General features: G+C 68.4%; 17 protein-coding genes. 15 read left to right on the plus strand and 2 right to left on the minus strand.

Translation table 11 applies throughout. The annotated features are described in order from the left end of the window. Positions 1–286 precede the first annotated feature (286 nt). The 8 genes from K2M58_RS05265 to K2M58_RS05300 all read left to right on the plus strand — a co-directional run bounded on the left by K2M58_RS05265 (position 287) and on the right by K2M58_RS05300 (position 6,207). Positions 287–808 (plus strand): redoxin domain-containing protein, encoded by a 522-nt coding sequence (locus K2M58_RS05265; protein WP_066202218.1) that lies wholly within the window; start codon positions 287–289, stop codon positions 806–808. A gap of 156 nt (positions 809–964) precedes the next feature. Continuing rightward, positions 965–1,501, plus strand: coding sequence for a TlpA family protein disulfide reductase (locus K2M58_RS05270; RefSeq protein WP_220678569.1), 537 nt, complete (start codon positions 965–967; stop codon positions 1,499–1,501). Positions 1,502–1,528: 27 nt separating this feature from the next. Further along, positions 1,529–2,362 (plus strand): DUF2919 domain-containing protein, encoded by an 834-nt coding sequence (locus K2M58_RS05275; protein WP_220678570.1) that lies wholly within the window; start codon positions 1,529–1,531, stop codon positions 2,360–2,362. A gap of 125 nt (positions 2,363–2,487) precedes the next feature. Beyond that, positions 2,488–3,201, plus strand: coding sequence for a cytochrome c biogenesis CcdA family protein (locus tag K2M58_RS05280; protein ID WP_220678571.1), 714 nt, complete (start codon positions 2,488–2,490; stop codon positions 3,199–3,201). Between the two features lie 139 nt (positions 3,202–3,340). Next, positions 3,341–3,679, plus strand: a complete 339-nt coding sequence (locus K2M58_RS05285; RefSeq protein ID WP_220678572.1) for a DUF1516 family protein — start codon at positions 3,341–3,343, stop codon at positions 3,677–3,679. Positions 3,680–3,945: 266 nt separating this feature from the next. Then, on the plus strand, positions 3,946–5,187 hold the full coding sequence (locus tag K2M58_RS05290; RefSeq protein WP_220678573.1) for a DNA polymerase IV: 1,242 nt from the start codon (positions 3,946–3,948) through the stop codon (positions 5,185–5,187). After that, a complete protein-coding gene (locus K2M58_RS05295) occupies positions 5,174–5,623 on the plus strand; it encodes a YolD-like family protein (protein ID WP_220678574.1) in 450 nt (149 codons plus the stop codon). Before K2M58_RS05290 ends, K2M58_RS05295 begins: the two co-directional genes overlap by 14 nt. A 278-nt stretch (positions 5,624–5,901) precedes the next feature. Then, positions 5,902–6,207 (plus strand): metal-sulfur cluster assembly factor, encoded by a 306-nt coding sequence (locus tag K2M58_RS05300; RefSeq protein ID WP_272999542.1) that lies wholly within the window; start codon positions 5,902–5,904, stop codon positions 6,205–6,207. Positions 6,208–6,259: 52 nt separating this feature from the next. Here the strand turns inward: K2M58_RS05300 and K2M58_RS05305 are convergent, their stop codons facing one another. Then, a complete protein-coding gene (locus K2M58_RS05305; RefSeq protein ID WP_220678575.1) occupies positions 6,260–6,886 on the minus strand; it encodes a hypothetical protein in 627 nt (208 codons plus the stop codon). Between the two features lie 344 nt (positions 6,887–7,230). Between K2M58_RS05305 and K2M58_RS05310 the strand changes: the two genes are divergently transcribed. From K2M58_RS05310 to K2M58_RS05330, 5 genes are all read left to right on the plus strand, one after another. After that, complete coding sequence (locus K2M58_RS05310; RefSeq protein WP_220678576.1) at positions 7,231–7,578, plus strand: hypothetical protein; 348 nt, start codon at positions 7,231–7,233, stop codon at positions 7,576–7,578. 136 nt (positions 7,579–7,714) lie between these two features. Next, complete coding sequence (locus K2M58_RS05315; RefSeq protein ID WP_220678577.1) at positions 7,715–8,326, plus strand: biotin transporter BioY; 612 nt, start codon at positions 7,715–7,717, stop codon at positions 8,324–8,326. A gap of 238 nt (positions 8,327–8,564) precedes the next feature. Beyond that, positions 8,565–8,900: a phage holin family protein gene (locus K2M58_RS05320; protein WP_220678578.1), complete on the plus strand. Its 336-nt coding sequence runs from the start codon at positions 8,565–8,567 to the stop codon at positions 8,898–8,900. 157 nt (positions 8,901–9,057) lie between these two features. After that, complete coding sequence (argS, locus tag K2M58_RS05325; protein ID WP_220678579.1) at positions 9,058–10,815, plus strand: arginine--tRNA ligase; 1,758 nt, start codon at positions 9,058–9,060, stop codon at positions 10,813–10,815. A gap of 65 nt (positions 10,816–10,880) precedes the next feature. Next, a complete protein-coding gene (locus K2M58_RS05330) occupies positions 10,881–11,168 on the plus strand; it encodes a hypothetical protein (RefSeq protein ID WP_066202194.1) in 288 nt (95 codons plus the stop codon). 111 nt (positions 11,169–11,279) lie between these two features. Here K2M58_RS05330 and K2M58_RS05335 read toward each other — a convergent pair whose 3' ends face one another. Beyond that, positions 11,280–11,567: a hypothetical protein gene (locus K2M58_RS05335; protein WP_220678580.1), complete on the minus strand. Its 288-nt coding sequence runs from the start codon at positions 11,565–11,567 to the stop codon at positions 11,280–11,282. 81 nt (positions 11,568–11,648) lie between these two features. On the opposite strand from K2M58_RS05335, the gene K2M58_RS12850 reads away from it, so the two are divergent. Both K2M58_RS12850 and K2M58_RS12855 read left to right on the plus strand, forming a co-directional pair. Further along, positions 11,649–11,777 (plus strand): hypothetical protein, encoded by a 129-nt coding sequence (locus K2M58_RS12850; RefSeq protein WP_289628271.1) that lies wholly within the window; start codon positions 11,649–11,651, stop codon positions 11,775–11,777. Continuing rightward, positions 11,774–13,765: a hypothetical protein gene (locus K2M58_RS12855; RefSeq protein WP_220678581.1), complete on the plus strand. Its 1,992-nt coding sequence runs from the start codon at positions 11,774–11,776 to the stop codon at positions 13,763–13,765. The genes K2M58_RS12850 and K2M58_RS12855 overlap by 4 nt, the downstream gene beginning before the upstream one ends. Positions 13,766–13,784 lie beyond the last annotated feature (19 nt).

Here is a 13,784-nt window from a genome sequence, read left to right on the forward strand (position 1 = left end):
CGTCGCCACCTTCGGGCAACCCATCAACCCATGGCTGGCGATCGCTCCGGGAGAGCCCTATGACATCGAGTTTACCGCCAACAGCCCTGGCGAATGGTATCTGGAATGCCGCGGCGAAATGCAGGCTTTCAGCCAGGTTTCACTCCCGACCCGGCGGCGAACGACAAGCCGGAATGACGTCCTGTCGAGCCGACTCGCGATAGGCTTGACTCACTCGCAATACCCCCGCCGGTTGCCGAGGCTTTTTCGGTTGTGGTAAGATGGCGGAAGACAGGGGGGAGGGCGGATGAAAAACCGCGCCGTACAGGCGGGGCTCGTCGTCCTCTTGCTGGCCGGCGCCGCCTGGGTGATCTGGTCGAACTTCGTCTCGCGGGCGGAGCCGATCGAAGTCGGTCGGCCGGCGCCGGATTTTACGGCAGCTTTGCTCGACGGCGGGACGGTGACGCTGTCGGAGCTGCGGGGCCATCCGGTGCTCCTCAACTTCTGGGCGACGTACTGTCCGTCCTGCATCGATGAAATGCCGGCGATCGAGTCGGTGTACCAGAAGTTCAAGGACGACGGTTTCATCGTCATCGGCATCAACACCGGTGAAAGCGCCGTCACGATCCAGGGCTACGTTCGGCGGACCGGGGTGACGTATCCGATCGCCCTCGATCGGGAGGCGACGATCACGAAGCGGTACCGGGTATACGACCTTCCCCGTTCGATTTTCATCGCGCCGGACGGAACGGTGGCGGTCGATCACATCGGTCCGATGACCGCCGAGATGGTGGAGCGGTTTTACGCGAAGGCGATCACCGGCCGCTGACGGTGAGAAGAGGCCTGTCCGACGGCGGACGAAAAGAGCGCCGGCGGTCGTGGAGCGTTTGTCGGACGGTCAGGAAGCGTCTGGGCGCGTGGGGCCGAGGCGTTCAAAGGCGATGCAGATCGGAGTACGGCTGACGGCGACAGGCGGGGGTGCGTCGTGAAGAGGACGTTTGTGTCGGTGCTGGCGCTTCTTTTGCTGCTCGGCGTCGCCATCTACTGGAACACCCGGGAAGGGGCCAAGACGGCTCGGGAAGTTCGGGCGGAAGAGGGCTACCGGGCGCCGGGGTTTACGATCGAAGCGCTGGACGGCGGCGGGGTGCTGGATGTCGGGGCGCTGATCGGGCAAAAGCCGATTTTCATCAATTTCTGGGAATCGTGGTGTCCGCCGTGCCGGGCGGAGATGCCGTATCTCCAGAAGGCGTATGAGGAATACGGCCAGGACGTCGTGTTTGTGATGATCAACCCGATGACGAGCGATACGCTGGCGAACGCGAAGGCGTTCCTGGCGGAGGAGCGGTATACCTTTCCGGTCTATCTGGATGACAAGGACGGGTCGGTGATGCGCCTTTACCGCGTCGGGGCCTTTCCGACGAGCTTTTTCATCGATCGAAGCGGCGTCATCATCGCCCGTCACATGGGCGCGATGAGCGAAGAGGTCGTCGAGACGCTGATGAAAAAGATCGCCCGCCCGTAGCGGCCCGGGCGAAAAGCGAGGCGCGGGATGCTGAACGTCGACTGGCTCCTTCTCCTTTTGGCCTTTGGCGTCGCGGGGGCGGTCGTCGCCCGGGCGCTCCCGCCGGCGGAGCGGGCCCGGGCGACGGACGTCTGGACGGCGGTCGGGCTTGCCGCGGTCGTCGGCTGGAAGCTTACGCCGCTTCTTTTTCATCCGGGACTCCTTTTGGATCCGCTTCGCTTGTGGCTGCTTCAGAGCGGCGACGTCGGTCTCGGTGTCGGAGGGGCCTCGGCAGCGGTCGCCTTTTTTTTCATGGAACGAAAGGCGGTCCGGGCCGGGGGGTGGGCGTCCGTGTTCCGATCGTCCCGGTGGCTCCTCGTCGTCGCCCTGGCCGGCTACGGCCTGTGGGGGCTTTTTGACGCCGTCCGGCGGGGAGAGGCGATCTCGCTCGTCCGGGCGGCTGTGGCGGTGCCGGCTTTCTGGGCAGCGTATCGGTCGGGGGACCGGGCTTTGGCGCGGCCGGCGGAAGGGCGGACGTCAGCGCAGGCCGGAGAAGCCGGAGAAACGGGGGCACCCTCAAACGACAAGGAGTCGCCCCAAAACGGCGCGCCTCCTTCGGCCGGAAGCGCCGCCCCGCCGGAGATGGAACCGGCGATCGGCCTTGCGCTTGGTCTTCTTCTGCTCGCCGAAAGCCTGGAGGCCGTCCGGCTTTACGCGGGCCTTTCCCCGCTTCAGTGGGCGGCGGTGGCGGCTGCCGGGATTTACGGCGGGCTGTACGGGCTCGCCCGGCGGGGGGCCGGATGGACCGGAGGGGAGGCCGTTTCGCGGTCGCCCGGTTCGGCGGATCCAGGCGGCAGGCGGTCCTCCGGCGGGCGGGTGTGACACCGGAGCGAGTGTTGGGATGGGCGCCGGAGCGAGCGGTGTGGTCGATGCGCGGGGACGGCGGTCGATCCCGGTTCGGTGCGGAAAACCAGTGCGAAGCGCGCGGTGCGGAAGGAGGCGTCGCGATGGCGGGGGATCTGACGGTCTGGGTGGCGTTTTGGGGCGGCGTGGTGTCGTTCGTCTCGCCGTGTGTGCTCCCGCTGTATCCGTCGTTTCTGTCATACGTGACGGGGGTGTCCGTCCGGGAGATGCGGGAGGGGCCGACGGCCGCCGTCCGGTGGCGGATCTTCGGCCATTCGCTCGCGTTCGCCTTCGGGCTTTCGGTCATCTATTTTTTGCTCGGCCTCGGGGCATCGGAGATCGGGCGCCTGTTCCAGGATTATCAGCGGCTCATCGGACAGATCGGCGGCATCGTCGTCATCGCCTTCGGGCTCGTCCTCCTCGGGTGGCTCAACCTGGATATTCTGAACCGGGAGTGGCGGATGGAGCTCAAATGGCGGCCGTCAGGGCTTCTCGGCTCGTTTTTGATCGGGTTCGTCTTCGGCGCCGGCTGGACGCCGTGCATCGGGCCGGTGCTCGGGGCGATCCTCATCATGGCCGCGAGCCAGCCGGAGCTGGCGATGTGGTATACGTTCTTTTTTGCCCTCGGCTTTTCGCTGCCGTTCGTGGTGCTCGGGTTTTTCATCGGGGGCACGCGCTGGATCATGCGCTATTCGAACGCGCTGGTGAAAATCGGCGGGGCGCTCATGATCGCGATGGGGCTGCTTCTTTTTACCGGGCAGCTGAATAAGATCTCGGCGTATCTGACGGCCCTCTTCGGCGGGTCGTGGCTGCGGTGACGGAGGCAGGGCCGCGGGAGGGCGGGAAACCCGGCGGACTTTTTCCACGGTTTCCCCTGTGTTAAACTGGGGACGGAGGCGCGTCTGACCGCGGTGGGTCTGACCGCCGACCAGTTTCCGGTTCGGGGGTGGGGAGAGGATGCCGGAGGCGTTTCGGGTGGCCCTCTCGGTGCACATGATGTGGGGCGGGTTGCTCCTCTTTTTCGTGCTGGCGGCGATCTTTCGCCGGGTGTCGGTGTTTGCCTGGCTGTTTCGCCTGGCGGCCCTTCTGATGGTCGGAAGCGGGCTGGCGCTTCTGGCGATGCTTCATTTTCCGGCCGTGTTCGTGCTGAAAGGCCTTCTCGGCCTCGGGCTCATCGGCGCCGCGGAGGCGGTGCTCGGGCAGCTCCGCCGGGGGGAGCGACCGCCGGCGGTGGCGTGGGCGCTCGTCGCCGTCCTGTTCGTCGTCGTGCCGCTCCTCGGCTACCGGCCGCTTTGAGGCCTTGGTGGCGCCCGAAAAGGAAAAATTTTGCCGGCCGTCGGAGGATCGGCGGCCGGTTGCGGCGGCGGGAAGGCGGCGGAAGCCGCCGTTTTTCTTCTGTCTGCCGCTTTTGCCTGCCGCGATCCTGCCCGTCACAATCCCGAACGTACGTTTGATTTTTTCCCGCCGGCAGGGTATACTCATCTCCGGGAAGAACTGATGTTCTGTCCGGACGTCGATCGCCCGGAAGCCGGCGCCCGGACGCCGGAGAGGGAGGCGCTCGTATGGCGGAACGGCTCATCTTCCTCGTCGACATGGAGTCGTTTTACGCGTCGGTGGAAGTCGCCGAGCGGCCGGAGCTCGCCGGCCGGCCGGTGGTCGTCGCCGGCGACCCGGAGCGGCGCCACGGCATCGTGCTCGCCGCCTCGCCGGAGGCGAAACGGTGCGGGGTGCAGACGGCGATGGTGCTCTTTGAGGCGGAGCGGCTCTGCCCGGAGCTCGTCGTCGTCCGGCCGCGGATGCGCCGCTATTTGGAGGTGTCGCTGGCGATCACGGCGATTTTGTACCGCTATTCGGACCTCGTGGAGCCGTATTCGATCGACGAGCAGTTTCTCGACATGACGGGGACGGTGCATCTGTTCGGGACGCCGGAGGCGGCGGCCCGCCGGATCCAGGCGGACATCCGCCGGGAAACGGGGGTGCGGGCGCGGGTCGGCATCGGGCCGACGAAGGTGCTGGCGAAGATGGCGTGCGATGTGGCGAAGAAGCGGCCGGACGGGCTGTTTCGCACTCGCGGGGACGACCTCGCCGCGTGGCTGTACCCGCAGCCGGTCGACGCCCTCTTCGGCGTCGGGACCCGGATGCGGGCGCACCTCGAGCGGATGGGGATCCGGACCGTCGGGCATTTGGCGGCCTTTCCCCGGGAGACGCTCCGGCGGCGGTTCGGCCTCGTCGGGGAGCGGCTGTGGCGCTTTGCTCACGGGATCGACCCGTCGCCGGTTGTCCCGCCGGGGTCGGACGGGGCGGTGCTGCCGAAGAGCATCGGCCACGGGCTGACGCTCCCGTTCGACTACCGCCGGGGGCGGGAGATCGAGATCGTTCTCCTGGAGCTCACCGATGAGGTCCTCCGGCGACTTCGGCAGGCGCGGGCCCTGGCCCGGACGGTGTCCGTCGGCGCCCGAGGGGCGGATTTCGGCCGACCGGAAGGGTTTTTCCGAATGACGACGCTTCCGGCGGCGACGGACGCGCCGGAGGACGTCTACGGGGCGGTGCGGATGCTCTTTCGCCGGCACTGGGACGGGGCGCCGGTGCGGCAGCTTTTCGTCGCCGTCTCCGGCCTCGTGCCGGATGAGGAGCGGCAGCTTTCGCTTTTTTCGGACCGGCTGAAGGGCCGGCGGCTGGCGGCGGCACTGGACCGGCTGGCGGAGCGTTACGGCCGGGCGGCGGTCGTGCGGGCGGTGTCGCTCCTCCCGGCGGCGCAGGCGCGAAGCCGGGCGGTGAAGATCGGCGGTCATGCGGCGGAGTGAGGGAAGCGGGATGGCCGGCGGGACGAAGCGAACCGGCGGTCGGAGGCCGGAAGCGCGACGCGGAAGGGCGGGCGGGCCGCCGCCGTCGGTCGGGCCGGCGGCCGGGGACGAGGCGCGGGAGCCGGCGGACGTGTGGGCCGCGAGCCGCATGATGCTTCCCGAGCACGCCGAGGCGCTCCGCCGGTGGGCGGCGGGGCTCGGCCGGACGGCGCCGCCGGCGGTGGCGGAGGAGATGCGGGAGACGATCGAGCGGGCCCTCCGGTGGGCCGAGACGACGGGGCAGGCGGTCGTCCTCGTCGTCTACACGCCGGAAGGTCCGGTCCGTTTCGCCGGGCGGGTGGCCCGCCTCGACGTCCGGCGGCGGACGGTCGTCCTCGCCTCGGGCCGGGCGGTGCCGGTCGACCGGTTGCTGGACGTCGAGACGGCGGAAGGCTAAAAGTCGGAAGGCGAAATCGGCGGCCGAAAGCGCTGAGAACGATGATTTGTCTCAAGGGCGGCGGGGTGTTACAATACCGGTAGGGCGCTCCGGCGCCGCCCGAGGTCGAAAGGGGCGGCCTTCGTCTTCGGCGGCCGCTTGAAGCATCGGAGGGCAACCAAGGCAATCGGCGCGAGGGGCCGTCGTCGGAGCGGCCGCCACCTCAGGACGGACGGAAAGGAGGGGGCGAGGTGAGCGACGAGGAACTTCTGGAACTTGCGCCGATCGCCTTCGTCGGCATCGACGACGAAACGGAAAGGCGGCAGATCGTCGATGCGCTCATGACCGTCGTCGACCCGGAGATCGGCATGGACATCATCAACCTCGGCCTCGTTTACGAGATACACAAGGAAGAGAACCGGTTGCGGGTGGTCATGACGCTCACGGCGATTGGCTGTCCGCTGGCCGGGACGATCGTCTCCGACGTGAAACATGCCGTGCTTCCCCTCGGCTATGCCGACGCGGAGGTCGAGATCGTCTACTCGCCGCCGTGGGATCGACACCGGCTGTCGCGGGTGGCGAAGATGGCCCTCGGGATGTACTGAGGAGGCCGGCCGTCGGAAGCGCGCAAAGGAGAACAATCAAGCGGCCTTCCGCCTAGCGGGCGGAAGGCCGCTTTTTTTTGCGGCCGCCGGACGATCGGCGCGAGGCGCCGGACGGACGGCGCTTTTTTTTCTCTGCAGATTTTTTGGAGCCGATCCCGGATTTCCGATCGGTGCCGCCCGAATCTCCGGAGCCGCTGGCGCTGCCTCCGTCGCTTGAAGCACCGTCGCCGCCAAAGCCACCGAGCAGGCCGAGGAGGGTCTCGACGTCGATCGTTTTCAAGAGTTGCTGAACGTTGGCGGCGACGGACGCGAACTGGTTGACCGTCTGGGCAATCTTCTGTATATTTTGCATCGCCTGGCGGACGGTGGTCACGGTGGCGGCGATGTCCTTCGGATCGACGTTCCGGAGGGCGCCGAGGAGCTCGGCCCAGTTGAAGAGGCCGCCGCCGGAAGCTCCCGGCGGAGCAGGGGTCGCCGGCGGAGCGCCGAACGGCATCCCTGTCGGCCGCGGTGCCGGCGGAAGCGGCCGCATCGCCGGCACGGTCGGCCGGGAAGCGTACGGCACGCCGACGCCAGGGAAGCCGCCGGTGCGGCCGGGCGGCGCGGGCGGATTCTGGCCGGCGGGGCGGCCGAACGGAAACAGCCATCGGATGAGAGCGCCGAGGGGATTGGCGGGCACGAGAGGTCCCTCCTTCTCTTTTTTAAGGTATGGGGTTCGGGGGAGGTCCGTCCGCCTATTTTCGGCCCGGAACCGCCGGCCGCGAGGCAAGGCGGCAAGGCCGCTCCTCCGACCGGGATTCCGATCCGACGGCCGCGGTCGGATTCGGCCGTTCGGGGGACCGCCTCGGGCCGGCAGCAGCCTCCTGATCCGCCCGCTTCGGCGGACATATTCGCCCGATCGGCCGGCATATAGGGATGGAGGGGCACCCAAAGAAGGGAGGGGCACCAAAGAAGGGAGGGAACCAAAGGGGGGCGGGCAAGAAAGCACGTGCCGGAAAGCGGTTTCGGAAAGGAGGGAAAACGGTGCCGCCGCGGACGGTCCAGGTCCTGTTGGCGCTCCTCGTCATGGTCAACGGCGCGCTGGCCGCGCTCATCGGCCGAAACGTCGCAGACGGCATCCGCCGCCAAGCGGTAGAGGAGGCCCGGGCGGCGTGGGCGCCGCTGGATGCGCCGGTGTACCACGATTACGATTTTGAATACGAACCGGTGGAACGGCGGCGGGAGGGGCCGTATCTCATCGAGGTCTATCGGGAGGTGGAGGTCGTTCGGGACGAGGGCGGCCGGCCGCTCGCCCGGCGGCCGACCGGGGAGACGGAGGTTCTTCGCTACGTCGTCGAACCGGAGGGGGTTGAGCTTCTGATCGACGATTAGGGGGCGATGGCAGACGAATCGGAACGGTCGGTGCGGAGCGAGGAGGGAGGATGACGATTTGGAGAAAGTAAGTAAACTACAGATTAAAACAAAGTTGACAAGATAGACCGGCCCGCGCTATGATGGCGCGGGAGGGATGCGCATGCGGTATACGCCGCGGGAGATCGCCCGGATCGCCCTGTTTGTCGCCTTGGCGGCGGCGAGCGTCTACCTCGCCCGCCTCATCCCGCCGGTCGTCATCTTCGGCACCGGCGTGCCGGTGAGCTTCATGCCGGCCATCAGCGCCCTGGCCGGGATCCTCCTCGGCGCCCGAAACGGCGCGACGGCGATGTTCGTCTACCTCGTCGCGGGGCTGATCGGGCTTCCGGTCTACGCCGGGGGGACCGGCGGCATCGGGCACGTGCTGGCGCCGACTTTCGGCTTCATCCTCGGCTTCATCGCCGCCGCCTGGGTCGCCGGGCGGATCGCCGGTCAAAGTTCGCGCCCGGCGCGGCTCGTCGTCGCCAGCGTCCTGGCCCTCGTGCCGCTGTATGCCGTCGGCATCGTCTACATGGCCGCGGTGCTGAACCTTTACCTGCATCAGTCGGCGCCGATCGCCGGCCTTGTTCTCTCGATGACGCCGTTTGTGGTCAAGGACGTCGTGGAAAACGCCGCCGCCGGGCTCCTGGCCGCGGCGCTCATCCGGCGGCTTTTTCCCGAACGGCTCGGGACGGTCGCCGGGGAGGCCGGCGCCCGGGAAAGCGCCTGAGGGGGATTTTCGGCGGTCCCGCCGGTTCCAGACCGGGGAAGGGGTGGCACCTCCGGCGCGGGCCCCCCGGCGGCCGCCGGACGAAAGCGGCCTCATCTCCGACGCACCGGATGGCCCGACATCGGATCGGAGGACGGCGCCCGAAGGCGGGCGCCGTCTTGAATTTTTTCGGTGAAGATTTTTGGTGCGCGGAGATTTTTGGTGCGGCGGAGTTTTTTGGTACGATGGGGCGGGAGGGATGCCGGTGATCGCCCGCTGGCTTTTGAACGCCGTCGGCCTGATGGTGCTTCCGTACATTTTGAACGGCATTCGGGTCGACAGTTTCGTCGCCGCCCTCATCGCCGCCCTCATCCTCGGCCTTGCGAACGCCCTCATCCGCCCGGTCATCCTCTTTTTCACGCTGCCGCTGAACGTCGTGACGCTCGGGCTGTTTACGTTCGTCGTGAACGGCCTCATGCTCTGGCTCGTCGGGCTGGTCGTGAAAGGGTTTCACGTCGATTCGTTCCTGTCTGCCGTCTTCGGTTCGATCCTCTTGTCGATCCTAAGCGCCGTCCTCACCCGCCTCATCCGCTGAAGCGGATTTGAGCCGCGTCCACCGCCTCGTCGTCTTTCGCCGAACCGCCGAATGACACCTGCCGCTTCCGCCGGAGCAAACGTTGTGGTAGAATCGCTTGTATGTGAAAGGCACGGCCATCCGATGCAAGGCACGGCAAACGGAGGTTATCGGCTGCATGCTGAAGCGATACGCGGCGGAGCGGCTTTCGTCCGTCATCCCGGACCTTTCGGTCGAGGCGATCGAGGCGGCGCTTGAGGTGCCGCCGAACCCGGCGTTCGGCGACTGGGCCTTCCCGGCCTTTCCCCTCGCCAAAACCCGTCGGAAGGCGCCGCCGATCATCGCGCGGGAGATCGCCGAAGCGCTTACCGCCGGAGTTTCGGGGCTTCGGGCGGAGGCCGTCGGCGGATTTGTCAACCTCCGGCTCGACCGGGCGACGGTCCTTCCGGACCTCCTTCGGGCGCTTTCGGCGCCGGAGCACAAGGCGCCGAAAGTCGGCGCCGGCGAACGGGTCATCATCGACATGTCGTCCCCGAACATCGCCAAGCCGTTCGGCGTCGGGCACCTTCGCTCGACGGTCATCGGCCGGGCGCTGGCGAACCTGTACGCCCGGCTTGGCTACACGCCGGTTCGGGTGAACCACATCGGCGACTGGGGGACGCAGTTCGGCAAGCAAATCGCCGCCTACAAGCGCTGGGGCGAGGCGATCGATCGGGACGGCGGTGCCGAAGCCGGGAAGGATCGGATCCGCTTTTATCTTTCCCTTTACGTCCGCTTTCACGAGGAGGCGGAGCGGGACCCGTCCCTCGAAGCAGAAGGACGCCGCTGGTTTCAAAAGCTCGAGGCGGGCGATCCGGAGGCGCGCCGGCTCTGGCAGATGTTCGTCGAAGACAGCCTGCGGGAGTTCGAGCGGATGTATCGCCGCCTCGGCGTCGAATTCGATCGCGTCATCGGCGAAAGCTTCTACAACGACCGAATGCCGGCGGTGATCGACGAGCTCCGGGAAAAAGGCCTCCTGGAAGAGAGCGAGGGAGCGATGGTCGTCCGGCTGGAAGACGAAGGGCTTCCGCCGTGTCTCATCTTGAAGTCAGACGGGACAACGCTGTACGCGACGCGGGACCTCGCGACGGCGATCTACCGCCACGACGAAATGGGGGGGGACTGGCTCGTCTACGTCGTCGGCCAGGAGCAGACGCTCCACTTCAAGCAGGTGTTTTCCGTCCTCAAGAAAATGGGCCGGACGTGGGCCGACCGGTGCGTCCACGTGCCGTTCGGGCTTCTTCGCTTTGCCGGAAAGAAGCTTTCGACCCGAAAAGGCCACGTCATCTTCCTCGAAGACGTGATCGACGAGGCGGTGGCGAAGGCCCGGGAGATCATCGAGGAGAAAAATCCGGCCCTGGAAAACAAGGACGAGGTGGCGGAGGCGGTCGGCATCGGCGCGATCGTCTTCGGCGATCTGAAAAACGGCCGCCTCGGCGATGTGAACTTTTCCCTGGAAGAGGCCCTCAACTTTGACGGCGAGACGGGGCCGTACGTCCAGTACACCCACGCCCGCGCCCGGACGGTCCTCGCCCGGGCGGCGGAAGACGCCGATCCGGCGGCGCTGGCGGCGGCGAAGGCGCGCCTTGAAAGCGGCGGGCCCCTCCCGCCGTCCGCAACGGCGGCTCTCGCGACGGATGCCGCCTGGGCGGTGCTCGGCGTTCTCGACCGATATCCGGCGGAGCTCCGGGCGGCCCTCGAGCGGTACGAGCCGTCGGTGGTCGCCCGCTACGCCCTCGAGCTCGCCAAGGCGTTCAACCGCTTTTACCACGCCGAACGGATCCTCGTCCCGGACGTCGACGAGCGGGCGGCGAAGCTCGTCCTCGTCGAGCGGGCGGCGGACGTGCTTCAGGACGCCCTCGGGCTCCTCGGCATCGCGGCGCCGGAGCGGATCTAGCCTCTTGACTTTCCCCCGCTTTTCTGCTTTGATAAGCTTAATTGCAGCGAACGGGGTGATGGGAGATGAAGCGCGCCCGCCTGACCATCGCCAAGACGGTGCAGAAACCGTTCTACGAAGCGAACGTCGCCGCCGGGACGGAGCACTTCTACGACGAGGATTACCGGGACGTGTGGGTCGATGCGGAGGCCGAGACGGGACATCGCTTCACGATCGCCGAGCGGGTCGAGCTTTTGAAGCAGTCCCAGTCCGTGATCCACTTTCACGCGGGCGGGACGGACTATTTCTTCAGCAAGAACCTGGAAGACTACTGGTTTGAGATCGCCGATCTGATCGAAGATCGCTACGCGTAAGCCGGCGGGCCGCGCCCCGGCGGTATCGGCGCCGAGCGGCGCCGCGATCGGATCGCGATCCGGAGGAAGACGGCCGAGCCGCCCGAGGGGCGGCTTTTTTTGTGGTTGAAGTTAAAACCTGAGCAAAAACTGCCGGAGCGCTTCGATCAGCCGGGAGAGCCGCTCGAGCGCCAGGCCGATGATGACGATCAGACCGAGGGCGTTGACCCACGGGATATAAGCGTCCTTGTGGAGGGCGGCGAGGATCGTGTCGAGGACGGCGACGAGAATCGCCAGGACGAAGATGAGGATGAGGATGCTCCAGTCGGCGCCGGACACCGCATCGGCCCTCCTCCCGCGGACGGCCGCTTCCGGCCTGTGGTCCGGCCGAACGATCGTCGGCCAGAGGGCGTCGGCCATGTGACTAGGCCGATCATATGTCGGTCGGCGGACGGATATGATGAAAAAAGGTTTGGCAAAAAAAGACGGGAGGGGACGGCCGTGCGGGCGCTTTTTTTGTGGGCGCTCTTCGTCGCCGTGTGGGCTTGGGGCCGGCCGGCGCTGTTCTGGCCCGCCCTCGGGCTCGCGGCCTTCGCCTGGTGGCGCCTTCCCGGCGGCGAAAAGCGGTGAGTCGAATCGTCCGCCCCGTCGGCGCCTTTTGGCTGGCCGCTTTCGCCCTCATGGCTTGGGTCGGCTTTTCCCTGCGGACGGTGCTGGCGTCGCCGCTTCGAACGGCAGAGGGGTGGGTCGCGGCGGCGGTCGGCGGGAAGGCGATGCCGGCGATCGCTTTTCCGGTCGGTCTGGACGGGGAAGCGCTTCGGGCGGCGCTTCGGACGGCGCTTCGGGACGATGCCCCTTTCCGGGCGGCGGCCATCGACGGCATCCGGAGGGCGGCCCGGGAAGGCGGGGCGGTGTTTCGTCCGGCGGTCGGGTGGCGGGGGATCGTTCACCCGGCACCGACGATCGCTTGGCCGGCAGGGGCGGTCCGGGTGCCGGCGCTTCAGCCGGTCCTTTCGCTCATCGGAGCAGCGGAAGGGTGGACGGCTGAGGCCCGCTACATCGCCGGCGGCGTCCGGATGCCGCTTTCCCTAGAGCCGGATGGAACGGTCGGCCCGGTGCCGGCCGTCCCCGGCCGGATGGAGGTCGAACTCCGGGGGCCGCTCGGCGCGTGGCGGATGGAACGGTCGATCGCCGGGGCGGCGGCGTGGGAGCTCGGCGGGGCGACCGCCGTCCTTCAGGCGGAAGCGCCGGCGGCGCTCCGGCTGACGTTTGATGCGCCGGCGGCGGAGGCGTGGATCGACGGCCGGGGAGCGGTGACCGTCGTCCCCGGCGCGATCCTCGGGCCGCTTCCGGCGGGGGAGCATGCGGTGCGGCTCGTCCGGCGGGATCCGTGGGGAACGTCCGAGGCGTCGGCGACGGTCCGGGCGCCGGGGGAAGCGACGTTTCATCTCGACCGCTTCGGCGAGGCGTTTCGGGCGAAGGTCTTCGAAGCGCTCGGCCGCCGGTACCGGGCGCTGGAGGAAGCGCTCCGGGGAGGAGGGGAGGCCGGCGATTCGGGGGACGGGGCGGCGTGGACGCCGGCGTTCGGGGCGGCCCTCGCCGAGCGTCTCGGCGAGGTGCGGGCGGCCGGAGCGGTCTACGGCGGACGGCTGCACCGGGCGTGGGTCGATCCGGCCTCGATCGCGGTGGACGAGGCACCGGATGGGGGACTGATGGTGCGGCTTAGGGCGGTGCTGGAGTACGCGGCGGCGCCGGTGTGGTGGATGCCGGCGCAACCGGACGTCCGGCCGGGCGCTCCAGCCGACGCCGCCGAAGGGGGGGACGTTCCGGGCGAAACGGCCGGTCCGGACGGGAGGTCACCCGGCACGGTCGACGCCGCCAACGGAGAAGGCGCTCCGGCCGGCGGGGCTTTGGCCGGTTGTGCCGACGGGAAGGGCGCTCCGGCCGATCGCCTCCGTCCGGACGGTCGGTCCGGCGGAGCGCTTCGGGGGGAACGGGTGACGCTCGTTTTTTCCGGCGGGGTGTGGCGCCTCGACGATCTCGAGGCGGAGCCGCTTCCGGCGCCGTTTGCCGAAGCCGCCGGTTCCGGGCCCGCGGCGCCGGGCGATGTTCAAGCGGCCGGTCCGCCAGGACCGGGCGAACCGCACGCGGTCGACCGGCCGGAGGCGGGCGGTCGGCCGGCGGCCGGGGTGGAGCGAGTGCCGGATCGGCTGGCGGCCCGGGCGGCACAGGCGGCTCACCGGGCGGGTTGGGCGGAGGTGCCGGTCGGCGAGGCCGTCGTCGTCGGCGTCGACGCCTATGCTCCGCCGGCGGTCGAGCGGCGGGGCGACCGGCTCTTCGGCCGCGAGGTCGAGCGGTGGACGGAGGCGGCCCGCCGGTCCGGGACCCGGCTCGTCTTCGTCGACGTCCCGCCCGGGGCGGCGCCGGCGGCCCTTCGGGCCGGGGCGATCGACGCCTATTTCGGCGGTTTTTCCGAGGCGGCGCTCCGGCGGCTCGTCGCCGGGGTGCCGGCAGCGGTGAAGGGCGCGGCCGGCGGCGTCTTTGCCGTCCGGAAGGGCTGGGAGGACGTTCCCTTGATCCGGGCCGTGGAAAGCCTTTTTTCTGGGTCCGGAATGTGATATCATGAATCAGACGCCG

The sequence above is a fragment of the Hydrogenibacillus sp. N12 genome (assembly GCF_019645935.1).
Taxonomy (GTDB): Bacteria; Bacillota; Bacilli; order Thermicanales; family DSM-22653; genus Hydrogenibacillus; species Hydrogenibacillus schlegelii.